The organism is Fulvivirga imtechensis AK7, from assembly GCF_000331535.1.
Lineage (GTDB): Bacteria > Bacteroidota > Bacteroidia > Cytophagales > Cyclobacteriaceae > Fulvivirga > Fulvivirga imtechensis.
In genome coordinates this window covers 98,038-114,087 of record NZ_AMZN01000033.1, presented here as the reverse complement: position 1 = coordinate 114,087, position 16,050 = coordinate 98,038, and the positions used below count along the sequence as shown (strand labels likewise).

17 protein-coding genes are annotated in these 16,050 nt (G+C 39.0%); 10 read left to right on the top strand and 7 right to left on the bottom strand.

All coding sequences use genetic code 11. The annotated features are described in order from the left end of the window. Window positions 1-46: 46 nt before the first annotated feature. From C900_RS10310 to C900_RS10285, 6 genes are read right to left on the bottom strand one after another with little or no spacing between them, the layout of a single operon-like run. Window positions 47-1,024 carry an NAD-dependent epimerase/dehydratase family protein gene (locus C900_RS10310; RefSeq protein ID WP_009579768.1) on the bottom strand — a complete coding sequence of 326 codons (978 nt, stop codon included), beginning with the start codon at window positions 1,022-1,024 and terminating at the stop codon, window positions 47-49. Further along, window positions 1,021-1,752 (bottom strand): tyrosine-protein phosphatase, encoded by a 732-nt coding sequence (locus C900_RS10305; protein WP_009579767.1) that lies wholly within the window; start codon window positions 1,750-1,752, stop codon window positions 1,021-1,023. The genes C900_RS10310 and C900_RS10305 overlap by 4 nt, the downstream gene beginning before the upstream one ends. Then, window positions 1,745-4,093: a GumC family protein gene (locus C900_RS10300; protein WP_009579766.1), complete on the bottom strand. Its 2,349-nt coding sequence runs from the start codon at window positions 4,091-4,093 to the stop codon at window positions 1,745-1,747. Before C900_RS10300 ends, C900_RS10305 begins: the two co-directional genes overlap by 8 nt. Before the next feature lies 1 nt (window position 4,094). Beyond that, a complete protein-coding gene (locus C900_RS10295; protein ID WP_040496420.1) occupies window positions 4,095-4,856 on the bottom strand; it encodes a polysaccharide biosynthesis/export family protein in 762 nt (253 codons plus the stop codon). Between the two features lie 10 nt (window positions 4,857-4,866). Beyond that, the gene (gene rfbC, locus C900_RS10290; RefSeq protein WP_009579764.1) at window positions 4,867-5,418 is read right to left on the bottom strand and encodes a dTDP-4-dehydrorhamnose 3,5-epimerase; all 552 of its coding nucleotides are present in this window, start codon (window positions 5,416-5,418) and stop codon (window positions 4,867-4,869) included. A 38-nt stretch (window positions 5,419-5,456) separates the two neighbouring features. Continuing rightward, window positions 5,457-6,581 carry a glycosyltransferase family 4 protein gene (locus tag C900_RS10285; protein ID WP_040496401.1) on the bottom strand — a complete coding sequence of 375 codons (1,125 nt, stop codon included), beginning with the start codon at window positions 6,579-6,581 and terminating at the stop codon, window positions 5,457-5,459. A 244-nt stretch (window positions 6,582-6,825) separates the two neighbouring features. Between C900_RS10285 and hflX the strand changes: the two genes are divergently transcribed. The 10 genes from hflX (at window position 6,826) to C900_RS10235 (ending at window position 14,151) form a co-directional block, all read left to right on the top strand. Continuing rightward, window positions 6,826-7,980 carry a GTPase HflX gene (gene hflX / locus C900_RS10280; protein ID WP_009579762.1) on the top strand — a complete coding sequence of 385 codons (1,155 nt, stop codon included), beginning with the start codon at window positions 6,826-6,828 and terminating at the stop codon, window positions 7,978-7,980. A gap of 326 nt (window positions 7,981-8,306) precedes the next feature. Continuing rightward, window positions 8,307-9,680: a site-specific integrase gene (locus C900_RS10275; RefSeq protein ID WP_009579761.1), complete on the top strand. Its 1,374-nt coding sequence runs from the start codon at window positions 8,307-8,309 to the stop codon at window positions 9,678-9,680. A 202-nt stretch (window positions 9,681-9,882) separates the two neighbouring features. Further along, window positions 9,883-10,170 carry a hypothetical protein gene (locus C900_RS10270; protein WP_009579760.1) on the top strand — a complete coding sequence of 96 codons (288 nt, stop codon included), beginning with the start codon at window positions 9,883-9,885 and terminating at the stop codon, window positions 10,168-10,170. 119 nt (window positions 10,171-10,289) lie between these two features. Beyond that, window positions 10,290-10,511 carry a hypothetical protein gene (locus C900_RS10265; RefSeq protein WP_009579759.1) on the top strand — a complete coding sequence of 74 codons (222 nt, stop codon included), beginning with the start codon at window positions 10,290-10,292 and terminating at the stop codon, window positions 10,509-10,511. Between the two features lie 175 nt (window positions 10,512-10,686). Continuing rightward, the gene (locus tag C900_RS10260) at window positions 10,687-10,881 is read left to right on the top strand and encodes a hypothetical protein (RefSeq protein ID WP_009579758.1); all 195 of its coding nucleotides are present in this window, start codon (window positions 10,687-10,689) and stop codon (window positions 10,879-10,881) included. Continuing rightward, window positions 10,881-12,200 (top strand): hypothetical protein, encoded by a 1,320-nt coding sequence (locus C900_RS10255; protein ID WP_009579757.1) that lies wholly within the window; start codon window positions 10,881-10,883, stop codon window positions 12,198-12,200. Before C900_RS10260 ends, C900_RS10255 begins: the two co-directional genes overlap by 1 nt. Beyond that, window positions 12,193-12,450 carry a hypothetical protein gene (locus tag C900_RS10250; protein ID WP_009579756.1) on the top strand — a complete coding sequence of 86 codons (258 nt, stop codon included), beginning with the start codon at window positions 12,193-12,195 and terminating at the stop codon, window positions 12,448-12,450. The genes C900_RS10255 and C900_RS10250 overlap by 8 nt, the downstream gene beginning before the upstream one ends. Before the next feature lie 46 nt (window positions 12,451-12,496). After that, window positions 12,497-12,976, top strand: a complete 480-nt coding sequence (locus C900_RS10245; RefSeq protein ID WP_009579755.1) for a hypothetical protein — start codon at window positions 12,497-12,499, stop codon at window positions 12,974-12,976. A gap of 116 nt (window positions 12,977-13,092) precedes the next feature. Beyond that, window positions 13,093-13,434: a hypothetical protein gene (locus C900_RS10240; protein ID WP_009579754.1), complete on the top strand. Its 342-nt coding sequence runs from the start codon at window positions 13,093-13,095 to the stop codon at window positions 13,432-13,434. Window positions 13,435-13,446: 12 nt separating this feature from the next. Further along, a complete protein-coding gene (locus C900_RS10235) occupies window positions 13,447-14,151 on the top strand; it encodes a hypothetical protein (protein WP_009579753.1) in 705 nt (234 codons plus the stop codon). On the opposite strand, the gene C900_RS10230 is transcribed toward C900_RS10235, so the two are convergent. Then, the gene (locus C900_RS10230; protein ID WP_157493984.1) at window positions 14,152-15,657 is read right to left on the bottom strand and encodes a protein kinase domain-containing protein; all 1,506 of its coding nucleotides are present in this window, start codon (window positions 15,655-15,657) and stop codon (window positions 14,152-14,154) included. Between the last annotated feature and the right edge of the window lie 393 nt (window positions 15,658-16,050).

Sequence of the window (16,050 nt, the reverse complement as noted above, 5' to 3'; positions counted from 1 at the left end):
ATTTAACTAATTAAACCCTAAAATAAATAAGAAAGTTGCTTAAATTTTAATCAGGATCTTTTTTATAAACCTCGCAGGTCCAATCAATTGTTTGTGAAAGCGGCACAAAGTTATAATTTAATTCCTTCCTTATCTTACTATTATCGAAGTATATTTTATTGTCGCCTATTTTGGTTGTTTCCCGGGTAATTAATGGCTTCTGACCTGTAAATATTGACTTAATGCCTTCCAATACCATGGCGAGCCTGACCAGCGAGGGAGTGGCCCTGGTACCAGGTGCTTTTTTCCCGGACTTGTTTGCTACTTCATCAAAAAAGTTTTTATAGGTTACTCCATCTGCATTTATAATGTATCGCTGGCCGGTGGTCCTTTTTTTTAGAAATGTGAATACAATATCAGCTACATCACGAACGTCAACATAATTGAGCAACCCTTCGGTGTAAAATTTTTTCTCATCCCAAACATATTTAAAAAGCCTGGCGCTGCTCCGTGACCAGTCGCCGGGTCCCAGTATCACTGAAGGGTTGAGGATAACGGCATTCAGTCCCTCCATTATTCCCCGCCAAACCTCTAGCTCAGCCAGGTATTTGGATTCGCCATAGCTGGTATTCCATTTGGAATGTTGCCATTTATTGTTTTCAGATATAGTGCCTGAAGGCTGATTCCTTCCCAGTGCCGCTACCGAACTGATGTGAACAAAATATTTGATGTTGTGGGCCAATGCCAGGTCTACCATATACTTTGTGCCGGTGACATTTACCTCATTCATTTGCTTTCTGTCACCCCTGTGATAAGACACCACGGCCGCGCAATGAATGATCGTGTCTATTTCCTCTATTATGCCTACAATACTGTCAGGATCGAGTACATCGCCGTGGTGTATTCTTATATCATCCTGAATGTCTTGCAGCATGCTAATATCGCTGGAAGGGCGTACCAAAGCTATAAATGGCTCCTTTTCACTGAGAAGCTTTTTGCATATATAGCTCCCTAAAAAACCATTTGCACCAGTAACCAGAATCATAAGTTGTAATTAATCAGAGGTAATTCTAATGCTTTAATATAGTATTTCTCTTGTCTGGCCTTTTTCAAAACCTCAAAATGCCGTAAGTTATGACAATCGCTGCCTAATAAATGAACTAATCCTTTGTCAACCAACTTTTCGGCAGTTTTCTTTACTTGTTTGGAGTAATAACCTGTAAATGAATTGATATTCACCTGTAGTAATACCTCCCGGTCTATGAGGTCAGATACCATATCAAAATCATTATAAATGAATGCGTATCGCTCCGGGTGTGCCATTACAGGGGTTATGCCTCTTGACCGCACCTCAAAAATAAACTCTTTCAGGTACATGGGCTCATTCATGAAAGAGGTTTCAAAAAGAAGGTAGTTATTTCCGAAGGTTAAAAGATCACCGGATCGATTTTTTACTTTGTGCAGGAGGTGATCATCCAGGTAATATTCTGCCCCGGCCAATACCTCTACAGGGATGCCTGCTTCCGCGACTTTGGCATTAAGCTCCTTTACCTTTTGTGTGATGCTGGCTTCGGAATTATTGTAAAAATCCTGCATGATATGAGGGGTGGTGATTAGTTTTCTGTACCCCATTTCATGAAAGCCGTTAATAATGACCAGAGATTCTTCATAATCCTCAACCCCGTCATCAAGGTCCGGCAGCAGGTGTGAATGTATATCAACCTGAATAGACCTGGCTGATCCCGATTGTTTTTTTCTAAAAAAATTAAACACCTTTATTGATCATTCTCTTGATGAAATTGCCGGATTTTTCCGGCTTCTCTTCATAGTAACCATAACCATAGCTGTCAGCTCCTGTATTGGAGGTAGCATTTAATACTACGGCAAGTTTCTTAAAATGGTTGATGTGGATCAATCTATTCAGTGTATTCATAAATATTTTTCTGGAATAATGTGCCCTGACGATGTATATCGCAAGATCAGCTTTTTTCATAGCCAGAATACCGTCAGTTACCAGTCCGACAGGTGGAGTGTCTAATAGAATAACATCGTAATCCAAACGAAGCCGTCTCAAAAGGCTATCAAACTCACCATTAAGCAAAAGTTCGGAAGGATTAGGAGGGGTGGGGCCGGCCGGAATATAATCCAGGTTTTCTATTACTGTCTTTTGTATGCATTCATCAACGCCATGCTTATTGATAAGAATAGTGCTTACCCCCTTGGCATGCGATGCATCCTGAAAGGCCATGTGTACCCGGGGTTTTCTCATATCGAGATCCAGGAGCAGTACCTTCTTCTTAGAGAGGGCCATTATTGCTCCGAGATTTACAGCCACAAATGTTTTTCCTTCACCGCCGATCGTTGATGTTACAGAGATCACCTGGTTTTTTCCCCCGGTCACCATAAACTCTATATTGGTCCGGATTGACCGCAATGCTTCGCTTACTGCAGACTTCGGTTTTTTGTCAATGATCAGTTGGGTTGCTTCGATTTTTTCCAAAGCAGTAGGCACGGTACCCAATATTGGCGCTGTAGTAAGCCTTTCGATTTCTTTTAAGGCGCTGATCTTGTTGTGCAGCAGGTATCTGACACTAACAAATATAAAGCTGAATATAAAGCCAGCCACAAGTCCTATACCATAAATAATGATCACATTGGGTGATATAGGCCGCTGCGGAAGTGTTGCGGAGGATAATATTTTAAATTCAGTAGTTGTACCCGCCTCGGCTATCTGAAACTGGGCCTTACTCTGCATCAATGACAGGTAAAATTCTTCATAAAGTTTAAAGAACCGCTGATTCTTATTGTATTCTGTGCCTTTTCCGGGTAGCTCAACGAAGTTGTCCTCTAACCTTCTTCTTCTTACCAGTAGATCTCGGACCTCTGATTCATCACGTGTTTTTAGTTTTTCAAGCTGGGCCTTTAGCGCTGTTTTTGAGTTTTTTATTTCTTCCTCCTTTCTTGTCAGCGCAAAAGTAGTTTCGTTATAGGAGAGCCTTAACTTATCTCTTTCGCTGATCTGAACCGAAAGCTCATTATAAGCGTCAGCAATGTGTTTTGGGTAGGTTTCCTGACTGATGCCAAGAAATTCTGTTTTATTATTTTCAAGATCTGCTAATAGCTGATCGAAAGCCTGAATTCTTTTTGTCAACTGAAACCTTTGAGAATCCAGGGCATTGATGGTTTCAATGGTTCTTTTCAGATCTTCGTTCAGGTCGCTGGTCCTGTTTTTGATAGTGAAGTTTTCAAAGTAGTGCTCATACCCTTCGAGTTGTGTTTCAATTTGCCGGAGTTCACTATTAAGCCATTCTATTTTCTGTTTATTTTCCAGGTTCTTTTCTTCTTCAGAATATTTCAGGTAGAGTGTGTCTATGGCATTTACCAGATCTCTTGCCTTAAGCGGGTTGTAGTCTTTGAAGGCGATGCGGATGGTGTTGGCATTCAGGTTAAGAGGCTCTACTGTCAGGTTGCTACCGAGGTATTTTATCTGTGCGGCTTTGCTATTGATTATAAAAAAGAAGTTTTTATCACCCTTTGGATCGAAATAGTTGGTTAGATATATGATAAATTCGATATCAGGGAGGTTTGCATGCTCGCCAAAGTTATACTTCATTGCTTTTTCCTGCTCGTCACCTGAGAAATTGATCGTATATGTCTTTTCATCAACTATATTGACAAAAATCCTTCTATCAAGTAGTTGCGGATTTTTCAGGTTATAATCAACAATAAAGGGAGAGGTTTTGAATTTTTCATCGTTCAGCACCTGGCCGGCCGTATAATAGCTAAGATCCAGGTCAACTGTTTCTATAACTTTGCTGAAGAAAAGTTTTGACTTGATCAACTCAATTTCTCCGGAAATAATATTCAGATTTTTATTCTCTGAAAGGCCCAAAAGCCCCAGTTCAGAAGCATCGGATTTTACATCCAGCTTCAGCTCCGATTCGGATTCATACAAGGGTTTGGTCCACCTGATGTAGAGGTAAGCCGAGAGGTTGGTAACAATAAAAATAAGTAAGATCCAGGGAATACTTTTTCTGAGCACTGTCAGCGCCTTGTCAAGGTCTATCCCTTCCGTGGGTTTTTCTGTGTCAGAATATATGTTTTTGTTTTCCAAATTACTTAATGCTTATCAGTACGGCTATTAATGATGCCACACTACTTAAAGCCGATATTACAGGGCCATTTTCGCGCATAAACTCCGTAAACGGTCTACGGATGGGTTCCACATATACGATATCTCCCGGCCTTACGATCATATTGGAAGCTTTGTATCCTTCAATAGTGCTGAGGTCTATAATATACGCCTCTTCACCCCTGAGTAACCTGATGTTTTGCACTTTTGCATTATTGTCTATGCCTTCTGAGAGTGCCAATACTTCGGTGACCTTAATGTTTTCGTTCTGCAGAGGTATTACATGTCCACCCAGAGCGCCTAATACGATCACTCTTTTGTTGATATATTTCAGGTTTACGAACGGGTCTTTATAATAGACTTCATATTTCTTTTGCAGTACCTCTTCAGCTTCTATAATGGTCATGCCTGTCAACTTCACTTCTCCGATCATCGGAAGTTTAACAAACCCATCGCGTCTTACCAGGTATTGCAGTTGCGGCCTTGCATTTTGTTGATTAATTCTGCTTTCACCAATTAGTTCAAACTCAGGGTCAACCAGTCGCTCGCCACTTTTTGTATATACCTGTAATTCTAAAAAATCGTTCTCTTTAATGATATAATTATTCTCAGCCTCCTGTAATGCAAGGTCGATATCGGCAATTGTGCTGTTTTCACCCTTTTTGAACATTATGTTCTGCTTATAGGATCCACAGGCTGATAACAGCATGGCTGCCAGTAGCAGGATTAAGCAGGATTTTTTCAAAGAGAACGGGTTAATATGCGATTTCATACTTTTCTAGAAACTCCTCAAAGGTAGGAAGTATTGCGTCCTTTTCCGAAACTATCGGATTTTCTACTTCCCAATCGATATTCAGAGTCTTATCGTTCCATATGATGCCGGTTTCCGAAGGTTTGTGATAAAAATTGCTACACTTATAATAAAAAACGGCGTCTTCTAATGCTGAAAACCCATGAGCGAAACCTTCCGGTACAAGAAGCGCATTATTTATCTTACTGTCAAGAATACATTTATATACTTTTCCGAAAGTTTTGGATGCAGGACGCATATCCACGGCTACATCACAAACTTTTCCTGTCATTACTTTTACAAACTTTGCTTGTGAGAATGGCGCCAATTGCATGTGCAGGCCGCGCACCACACCTTTAATGGAGAAGGATTGATTATCCTGTACGAAATCGTATTGTATACCGGCCTTTCTGAAAGCCTCCTCATTGTACGCTTCAAAGAAAAAGCCTCTTTCATCCTCAATGATTTTCGGGTACATTTCAACAAGCCCTTCAAAGCCGGTTTCTTTTATTATCATAGCGCTCAGTTTAATAGCTCAAAATTACTACGAATCCATTAATGATTTAAAGCTTTTAAACTTTTAAATTCACTAATGGACTGCAAGTAGCGTGAGATCACAATTTTTTCGCTAAACTCTCTTTCCACTTTCGTCCTGCTATTTTTGCCAAAAAGTTCTATTTTTTCGTCTTCCAGGCTCATCATGGTATACATCTTATCCGCAAGGTCATCGGCATTTTTTAGCTCGCACAAATAGCCGTTGTAGTTATTTTCAACAATATTATTGCAGCCCGGTACATCTGTAGCTACTATGGGTTTTGCAGAGCTTGCTGCTTCGAGCAGTGTTCTGGGTGTGCCTTCCCGGTATGAGGGCAGTACTACACAATCAGCATCATGGATAAATGATCTGACATCATCTGTTGTTCCCAGGTACTCGATGATATTGTTATCGATCCATTCATCAATAATCTCAGTTTTTATACCCCTTCGATGCTCAGGGTCTTTGGCCCCCAGTATCTGAAATCTGGCATCCACACCTTGCGACCGGAGTTTTTTTACTGCATCAATATACTCAATGATCCCCTTGTCATGTATGAGGCGGGATATTAACAGGAAGGTAAATTTCTTATTCCTTTTAAACTGCGATGGCGGAAAATGGTCAAGGTCGATCCCCGAACCAGGCAGTACATCACTTATGTTTTCTTTGACGAGCTTTTCCTTTAGAAAAAGATCAAAATCATGGTGATTCTGGAAAAATACTTTTTTGGGGAACCGGAAAGCCACTTTGTACATAAAAAGGGCTATTTTGGAAACCAGACCCTTTTGCAGAAATACGGTTCCCAATCCGCAAACATTGTTGATTACCGGTAGCCTAAGCGTACTTGCCGCAATGGTACCGTAGATATTAGGCTTTATGGTGTAATGGAGGATAATATCAGGATTTATTCTTTTGTATATCCCACGAAGCTCCATGGTGAGCGCAAAATCCTTGATAGGATTGGCCCCTCTGCTATCCATTCTTACCGGGTGAAATTCACAGCCTGCTTCTTTAATTTTTTGGGTGTAGTCATCTTCAGGTGCTACTACCAGCACATCATGCCCATTTTCCTGCAAAGCCCGGATCAACCCCATACGGAAGTTGTAAACATTCCAGGAAGTGTTTAAAACAATTGCAACTCTCATATTCGCCAACTATTATTCTTTCTACTGATATTAAATAATGCTAGGGGGATTTCATAGCTTTGCTTAAGATCGTATTTCATTTATTTTTTATTCTGAAAAAGTAAACAAAGTAACCAATTTTATTACATGTTTGGAAGTAAGTACGTAATTCTATTTCAGGTTCCAATATGAATTAAGTTAGTTTAATATGCCAGCTTTTTAAGATAAACAAATAAAATTTTCGATAGTTATATATTTATTGTATATGAAAGAAAAAAGTAACAAAGGAGTACTCGTGGCGGTGGCCAAGAAAGGGGAGAACGACAATGTTGTAGAGGAACACCTGGATGAGCTGGCATTTCTTGCCCTAACTGCTGATATAACTACCGAAAAAGTATTTATTCAGAAGCTGGAGCAGCCGGACACCCGGACTTTTATCGGTAAAGGTAAGCTGGAGGATGTTAAAGCTTATGTTGTAGCCAGAGAAATAGACATGGTGATCTTTGATGATGACCTGTCTCCATCGCAATTGCGCAACCTTGAGCGGGAGCTGAAATGCCAGATCTATGATAGGAGTTTGTTGATCCTTGATATTTTCCTGAACAGAGCGCAAACAGCACAAGCCAAAACCCAGGTGGAGCTGGCCAGGTATCAGTATCTGATGCCCAGGCTAACCCGTATGTGGACTCACCTGGAAAGGCAGCGCGGAGGAACAGGGACACGTGGTGGTGCGGGTGAGAAAGAAATAGAAACAGATAGGCGGAACATTCGAAACCAGATATCTGTGCTGAAGAAGAAGCTGGAGAAGATCGAAAAGCAAAATGCCGTACAGCGAAAATCCCGGTCTAATATTGTGCGGGTGGCGCTGGTAGGATATACCAACGTAGGTAAGTCTACGCTGATGCGTGTGCTATCGAAGAGCGATGTAAAGGCGGAGGATAAGCTATTTGCCACAGTAGATGCCACTGTAAGGAAGGTGATGCTCAATCATATTCCGTTTTTGCTTTCTGATACCGTTGGATTTATACGAAAGCTTCCGCACCACCTGATAGAATCGTTTAAATCTACCCTGGCGGAAGTGAGGGAAGCTGATATTTTACTACATGTAGTGGATATTTCGCACCCGGCTTATGAAGATCACATCAGGGTGGTGAAAGAAACATTGCGTGACATTGACGCTACTGATAAGCCGATTATTTATGTATTTAACAAAATCGATCTTCTGGAGCCCGAAGAAGATGGTGAACCGGTCGAAAAAATGCATTCGGTACATATAGAGCAAGGTGACGAGAAGGTGTTTATATCAGCAGAGAAGGGGATTAATATTGGAGGGCTGAAAGAGATGCTCTTTAAAAAGATAAAAAAGAGACACAACCAGATCTATCCGAATTATTTGAAGGATGAGTATTACAGCGGCTAATTCATTTGCCACCAAAAATTAACATCGACTGAAATTTGTCTGATTAAATTCATTTTTACCTATATTTGCATCCCCAAAGACTATGGCCCCGTAGTTCAATGGATAGAATAGAAGTTTCCTAAACTCCTAAGCTGATATAGATAATATAGAAATCTCTCTTATTTCGCTTTAAATCCAACTTTTTTAATCAGGTTCCCGTACAAAACAGAGTGCGAAATCCAGTATTTATGGTTTTTGTTCACTAATAGTTCACTAATTTTTGTCGGATTTTAAAGCCTGATTATCGAGCAATATAAGGGAGGTTTCTTATGAAAATAACTGTTCACTTGGACTGTAAAACTGGATATGTTTCAAAAGCCGGAGAGATTCCATTAACTCTTAGGGTTACAATCAATAGAAAGAATAACTATCTGCCGCTGGGAAGAAAGATTAAGCTTGAGCACTATGATGCTGAAAATAAAAAAATACGCAGGGGAATTAAGGGCTACTCTCAGGTTACATCATTTATAAAAAGACAAGAAGTTAAGGTTGACAAAATTATATCTGATCTTGAAAGACAGGGAGATGTTATTACCTTCAAAAAGATCAAAAGTCATTACAATTCAGAAACGGATAAGAAGCACGACACTGATTTCTATACCTATGTTAGCCAGGAATTGCAAAAGGAGGTTGAGGAGACAGAAATTAAATCTTCAACCGTAGGATATTGGGAGAAGCAAAGGGATAGGGTCAAGGCATATAGAAGTTCATTAAGTATCCATGAAGTTGATAAGGAATTCATTGAAGGGTTGGTTGCCGACTTAAAAAGGAAGGGTAAATCTGAAACTACCAGGTTTCACGTGTTGAGCTTTCTCAGGAAATATACTTTACGGCTTTACAAAGCTGGCCAAATTAAAAAGTATCCTTTCGATGACTACGTCATTGGTGTGCCCGAGACTAATGAGGCAGAGTATCTGGAGCCAGAAGAGATTGCTTTATTGCACGATTTATACGATAGTGGTGAATTATTAAAACAAGTGAAGAAAGCCAAGAGCAAATACGCTAAGGACTTTCACATTGGCGCTCGCTATCAAAGTACATTGCAGCAAGCGCTGACTGCTTGTTATTGTGGCTTTAGACATTCCGATATCAAGACCCTGCATAAAAGTCACTTAAAAAATGGCTATATCGTAAAACAGTTGCAAAAGGGAAGGCTAGGGAAGGTTAAAACTGTGCGGGTTCCCATAAGGAAGAGACTTTACTCATTATTGGATATGAGCAATCCACAAGGGCTGTTGTTTTCACAAGCCGTACAAGAGAATGGTACCACGAACAACTACTTGAAAGAAATTATGGAGATAGCAGGAATAAAAAAGAAAATAACTTTTCACTGCTGTCGCCATACGTTTGCCATCAATTCTTTATTGCTAGGAATCAAAATAGAGGTTATTAGGGATATTCTCGGTCACTCTTCTCTTGAAACCACTCAGCGGTATGCAAGAGTTGTGGATCGATTAAGAGATAAGGAAATGGACAAATGGGATCAAATGTTAGAAGAAGAATCTCAGCATGGTATTCATTGTCCGAATTGTAAAGCCTTTTTATTAGAGTACAGGCCAAAGTTGTTTTTGATGAATGAACTTAAGCTAAAGTGTTTTCGCTGTAACAACGAGTTTACGCATGAAATACCAACCGAAAGCATGCAATCTGCTGAAATTTAAGTTTCTTGGCCAAGTGAGGAAAAAAAGTTTGATTTTTTTTGAATTTTTTTTTCTGTCTTAATTTTCTGTAAACCAATTGTTTACGTGATGATAATATCCCCCCTATATACCCTCCTTCTACCATAATATACCCCCTATATACATGTTTTATATATGAAAAAATTGTATTTTATTTGTTTTCATAAGTTAAAATATTTGACAAATGAGAGCAGATGAATTAGCAACACTAGTAACCAAAAAGGATCTACTGGAACTACAGTATAGCTTAGAGGAAAGCCTACGAAAAATACTTAAAGAGAATCAACGAAAAGAGAAATTTCTGACTCCAAGAAAATTTTCAGAATTAACCGGTATGGCTTATAGTACCGTGGTTCAACATTGCAACTATGGCCTTTTAAAGGCGAGGCAGGACAGGCCGGGATCTTCGTGGCAAATAGACAGCAGTGAATTAGATAGATATACGGATGAATCAGCACAGAATGTATCTTAAATCACTGCATTCATGATGATTAACACAATAAATTGCAACATTTCGTGTTAATTTTGCGTCCTAACGAAGTTATTTTTATGTATTAGTTAAACCTTTGTTACTTTTTTGCCCCCTAACCTATGTCCGAAAAGAGATTTTACACCCCGACAGAACTGTTGAAAAAGTATCCCCAGGTAGCTGATAAGCTACGTTGGAGTAGAAATGATTTGGGTCACCTGGTTCGTACAGGTGTGATATATGGAGAACGAGTAAAAGGTAAAACAATTATTGACGAACAGTCCTTTTTAAACGCTGTACGCTTTACTAATTCTGTAATAGAATCGAGACTGATCAAAGTCTAATTCACTAGAGCTTTCAGGTATTACGGGTTTTGAACCCAACTTAAGAGGCACTTAAAAATGGTGTCAGGGGAAAATATTGTCCAAAAATTTTTGTGAACGAATTATTTCCCTTCGCGCGGGGAAGCAACAAGTGACATTATACCAATGAGTTTGTGACGTGTAAACATTTGTAAACATGATCAATATACATCACCAGATAGACTATATAAACCAAGAGCTTGAAAAGTATAGGACAGCCTATGATATATCGCTGAACAGTCTGATAGACGGCAATAAAGGTATGCTCCCTGTCATCGTCCTTATCCAAAACACTATTGATAACCTCCAAAGTATTAAAATATCATTGGAAACCTTAAAGAACATTGACTAATGACAGCAGTTACCCCAACAACTCCGCTTCACCTAAGTTTCGATTTCGGTGTAGTATTCAAAGCCCTTAAAGAGTACGTTGACAGCTATAACAAGCAGCACCCGGACTTAAAAGAAAAGATCAATGCAAGCCACCGGGGTACCGCGGAACTCATTGTTCGACTTTACATGAAGCAGTTGAACGACTTAACAAGTGTTGCACCTTATAGCCTTTCCGAAATGCCAGCTTTCAGAACGTATGTATCAAGCCTGGCAAGCTGCAAGGACTGCACTACACGCACTATATACAACCACAAGGAACGGTTGATGAAAGCTAACCTGATTACCGCAGAAAACCATCACGGTGGCGAAGGATTGGACTTGTGGATAAATCCAGAAATCATGTGGAAAGGGGCTTATATGATCACTTATTTGCCCGAAGGCGGCCTTCAAAGGACCCCTGTTTACCCTTTGATTACAAAGGATCGGAAAATAATTCAGCCTTTAGCACATGTGCTACAGGAGCAAGACAATATTAATAGCAATGTGGATAACAAAGGTGTCCTAACGGACATGTGTGGCTTGCCTAAAGGCGAAGCCGAAACAGGAGCATATGACAAGAGCACCAGAAAAAATGCCCATGACCTGGATGAAAAGCAAGCGAAAGAAGCTGTAGCCACCGCCTTGAATGCCTGTTTTTTGAAAAAAAATGAAGCAGCTCCTGCTAGAGAACCAGAAAAAATGCCGCAGCCGTGCTTACCAGAGAGGAAACAAGAGCAGCAGGCCGGGGGGGCGGCGCGCATTTTTTTACTTGCACTGGTGCAGGAGTTCTGGGCATACGCAAAAGCAGTATTATACCCGGACACGGATTACAAGCCGTATGAGGAATCTTCGATCCTGAACATGATTTACGTCTCGGTGTATGGTAGGTTTAATTCGCAAAAGACTCAGGAGGAATGGCAAGTATACCAGGAAACGCTTTTAGAGCGGGTGAATATTGTTAGGAAATGGCTGGATCGGTCACCGGACAGGTGGATACCCTCTGCCGATTTTTACTTTTCACCCGATAACCACAAAAATGGATTCGACAAAAACCGGATATGGTATGAGAGGCAGGAAACTTTAAAGCTGCAGGTCAGGAATGAGCTGGCCCTGCAGAAGATGAAAAAGGAACTGGATCTTCATAACCAGGGCAAAGGGGTTTATGGTCAAATGAGCCGCTATCAATTGTTCGTAGCCCATAAGAGAAGGCTGGATAAAATCAATGATGCTGGTATACGGGTGGCTTATGAAATTGCTTTTCGCAAAAGTCTGAACTTAAAAATGAAACCACATGCCTGAAAATCTCAAGAACACTTCGCTTACCCGGTGTTGGGTGGTAAAAAAGGATGGTACTAAAAGAGTGTTCTATTCCAGGGACAAGCGCAGTAGAAAAAGCAGGCCGGATATGGCCTTGGGTATCAAAAGGCTAAGAAAGATGTTGCTTGTGGGTGCCTTAAAAGATGATTGGTCGAAAGCAATTATTTATGAGAACAAGCCGGGAGGCACGGAAATAGAACGGGTAAACCCTACAGACAAGTATCAGGGATAAGGCCGCGGCGTGGAAATTGGTGACCCCTCAAGTAAAAACATCACTTATGCAATTAGAAAAGAAGAAAACCAGCTTTTTTGAGAGAATAGAGAACTTTATGTTCTCACGCAAGTTCATTTTCATAGGGGTGCTATCCATTACTTTGCCCCTGACGGTCAACCTTTATCAGTTGTATTACAACATATCCCCGGTTGAGGGTAACCATTTTAAGCACATCTATGCATTCGCTTACGCCTTTGCCTTTGCCATAGCTGTTCTGGTGTTTACCTTCCACTATATCCGGCATAAGCCTGTCATCTTCGCCATATTCATTCTCATCGTGGAGATCCTGTTTTTTGACCCTTTTGATCCCTCAGAAAATTATTTAATACGACTGACTAAAATATTTCTCTGTGTTTTCGGTTCATATACTGGATATAGCTATGCGGAGTTATACGCTAAAAAGGCGGCTGAATCGAGGAAAAAGGAAGTAAACGAAGCTGTTTACACAGCCGTAAACAAAGCTGAAAACATCCGTGGGTCTTGAAGCTTCAAAGCTATAAAATTCTTCGTTTACACTGTTTACATTTCTGCTTCCTTTCAAGTTAAAAAATTAAGCTCTGCAAATTGCTAATTATTTTAGTATTTACTAAAATTGTAAGTATGAAATACGGCAAGTTTGAGTTGGAAGAAGGAATTTATAAGGTTAGGCAATACGGAGTTTATTGCTTGATGAAAGTAATGAAACAAGAAGGAAGGCTGCACTACTCAATGGGAGCTGGCCCCGAGTTGCCGATAAGTGAACTGGACAAGTACTTTTCGCACCCAGTTGAAATCATTAACAAGGTGGCTGAACACCATCCTCTTATTAATGTAAAAGTCTTGGTAAAGTGGCAGGATCAGAATCTTGATCATTTTGAGATTGTATCCACTACCACTAAACATCTCCGGAATGTTTTTGATGAATATCCGCAGTTATTAGAAAGATTAAAGAATAAATACTGAAAAATACTCAAAATGAAAGCAAGGAAGAAAAGCCAAAAAGGAAAACACTGGATCAAAGAGAATAAAGTTTTTTTCGATATACTTACAACGCTCGTTTTAACCACAGCAACTGTATATGCTATTATTGACAATCATGTTCAGCAGAAAGCTATTACTCGTTTAACTCAAGTTCAATATGAACCGGATCTTAAAATGACTGTTGGGCATGTGGATTCAACCAATTGTTTTAGAGGTGAAACCGGAACATGGTTTATTATGTCATTGATCAATGAAGGATACAAGGTGAACGTTGACTATGTTCGGGTTATTCCTTTTATAGATATTTATCACATGGATACGACTAAGTATATTCCACTAGGACAAATGATATGTGTTAACGAGAAGAAAGTAACAACAGGGCTAATAGGGACTTATACAGTAAAGAACGTATTTGATTTTGTTGAGAAAATCAAAGATAACACACATGTCAACATTCAACACCTGTATAAAGACGATGAATTGTATGCGAGTAAAATGAAATATGTAGTGAAGGTCCGGTATAAGGATTACTTAAATGATGCTTATAAAATCAAGTTTTTTGATATTGATGAATATGGTAGTGAAGAATTAGATTTAGCCCAAGGGAATCTTTATTATGATAATCTTAATGGCACGTATAAGGTTTCAACAGAGCACTTAAATGAGCATATTTTTGAAAAAATGCTTTTGGTGAATTAGTCATTGATCTTTGTAAAGTTTTTTCCAATATTCCTTATCCGAAATTAATTCCATTATCAAGTTTGAAATATTTTCTAATGTTATGCTCCGTTTATTGTGGATAGAATCAGGGTGAGTGTTATCAAACAAAAAAAGCTCACCTAGTTTATTAAACCCTATCAGGTAACCCTCACCCATTTTTAACCGCATTTTGTTTATATGCTCATTGTGACGTACAATGTTTAGAAACATGGGACAAAGAGTTTGGTCCCATCGCGTGTAATTTCTTAAAGTAGAAGTTTTATAATAGAGGAGTTGAATATCAACAATAAGTGAATGCGGATCATCTCCACAAATTATTCTGAATGACTTTTCATTACAAGCAAAGGAACCTGCAGGAGATGTTAATTTTTCCATTATCTTGGTATAAAATTTTTCCAGATTGAAGGAGGAGGAGAATGACTTGATAAATGCTTTATCTTCATTGGCCAAAACCCCATTGATCTGATCAGATATATCACTACATATTTTTGAAAACAAATCTTTGAAGCATGTAAATTCCCTCATTTCATCTGTGTTTTTGATGGATATGGAGGCATATCCTGCTTGTTGGATTTTCTTTATTTCTTCTAGGTTTATCCTTGAATCAGATCTTTCGTTTTTTTTCATAAATAAATTTTCTAGTAATTTAATCAACTCTTTGCCGTCTGTAGGACAACTTAAATAATCGCTACACAAACCAGCCAATGCTAAAATTTTTATGACTCTGTCTTGTCCCAAATCCTTGGGGAGTTTAACAAACCTATAATCTATCGGTCTACTCCATGTTTTTCCCGGTTTTTCTGCTATCATCCAAAGCAGTAGCTGAGCCATTTGAAAAATGTCGTACCATTTGGAATTTATCTCATCTTCTCTAAATATCGGAAATGGACTAGTAAATTGATTCCCTACTGCTTCTCCCTCTTCGGTTAACCGACTGTCCTCATCATTGAAGGCAATACCAAAATCTATAAACTGTGGTTGGTCATCAATGATAATAATATTTGACGGCTTAATATCCCGGTGCATTTTTCCAGCATCGTGAAGTCTGACTAGGGGATAGGCAAGCGAGTGAATTACTGAAACAGCTTTCCCATAAATATTGTCAATATCATTTTCTTCTTTTTGACCTTTCCACCACTTTTCAAAAGATTTTCCCTTTTGAGTGATTATAATTCCACTATCCTTGTCATAATAAAGTAGTTTAACTATCCCAGGTTCATTTTTAAATTCCTCCAATATTTCGACTTCCCGTAAAAACCGTTCTCTGGAATTTAAATTTTTATAGAGATTAAAAATTTTTAGTTTGCCATGCAACTTATTCTCCTCATAATAAACGTCGCACGTAATACTCTGGCCAGAAGGATTATCAACATTTCCTACAATCCATTTATCCATATTTTTCGTGTTGAGGAAATCTTGAATAATTTTTTTACCATTAGGCTTTTCATCTTTCGATAATGACTTTAATCTCTGGTATAAATCCATATACGGGAACAATTTAGCGTTAAAAGGAATGTAATAAGTTACATCGAAATACATGTTATAAACAAACTCCATTTCCCATTTTAGGCGGAATAGGGAATGAGAATGGTGCCACCTTGCAATTATAAATCTGGTGTACGCCAAAAACAGCAATAATAAATTTTTTTACTGATTTCACTTAAAAATACCCAACCTTGGGTATTGACAAGGTCCTGGATTGTTAATACCTTGATTTTAAAACCTCAATAAATTGAAAGTTAGTCATACATTACTTCGCGACGCAATTAATTTTGCATTTGATAACGAACAGATTTCCCGTAATTTAAAAAGCAGAGATAAAAATACATACACCGAATGGCCTTACGCGACTTACAGAATGATCGGCTAAGAATTGAT

Coding starts and splice junctions, on each gene's coding strand:
- C900_RS10260 (WP_009579758.1), top strand. CDS start 10,687: ATGATCAATATACATCACCAGATAGACTATATAAACCAAGAGCTTGAA.
- C900_RS10270 (WP_009579760.1), top strand. CDS start 9,883: ATGAGAGCAGATGAATTAGCAACACTAGTAACCAAAAAGGATCTACTG.
- C900_RS10310 (WP_009579768.1), bottom strand. CDS start 1,024: ATGATTCTGGTTACTGGTGCAAATGGTTTTTTAGGGAGCTATATATGC.
- C900_RS10240 (WP_009579754.1), top strand. CDS start 13,093: ATGAAATACGGCAAGTTTGAGTTGGAAGAAGGAATTTATAAGGTTAGG.
- C900_RS10265 (WP_009579759.1), top strand. CDS start 10,290: ATGTCCGAAAAGAGATTTTACACCCCGACAGAACTGTTGAAAAAGTAT.
- C900_RS10255 (WP_009579757.1), top strand. CDS start 10,881: ATGACAGCAGTTACCCCAACAACTCCGCTTCACCTAAGTTTCGATTTC.
- C900_RS10245 (WP_009579755.1), top strand. CDS start 12,497: ATGCAATTAGAAAAGAAGAAAACCAGCTTTTTTGAGAGAATAGAGAAC.
- C900_RS10235 (WP_009579753.1), top strand. CDS start 13,447: ATGAAAGCAAGGAAGAAAAGCCAAAAAGGAAAACACTGGATCAAAGAG.
- rfbC (WP_009579764.1), bottom strand. CDS start 5,418: ATGATAATAAAAGAAACCGGCTTTGAAGGGCTTGTTGAAATGTACCCG.
- C900_RS10230 (WP_157493984.1), bottom strand. CDS start 15,657: ATGGATTTATACCAGAGATTAAAGTCATTATCGAAAGATGAAAAGCCT.
- C900_RS10250 (WP_009579756.1), top strand. CDS start 12,193: ATGCCTGAAAATCTCAAGAACACTTCGCTTACCCGGTGTTGGGTGGTA.
- C900_RS10285 (WP_040496401.1), bottom strand. CDS start 6,581: ATGAGAGTTGCAATTGTTTTAAACACTTCCTGGAATGTTTACAACTTC.
- hflX (WP_009579762.1), top strand. CDS start 6,826: ATGAAAGAAAAAAGTAACAAAGGAGTACTCGTGGCGGTGGCCAAGAAA.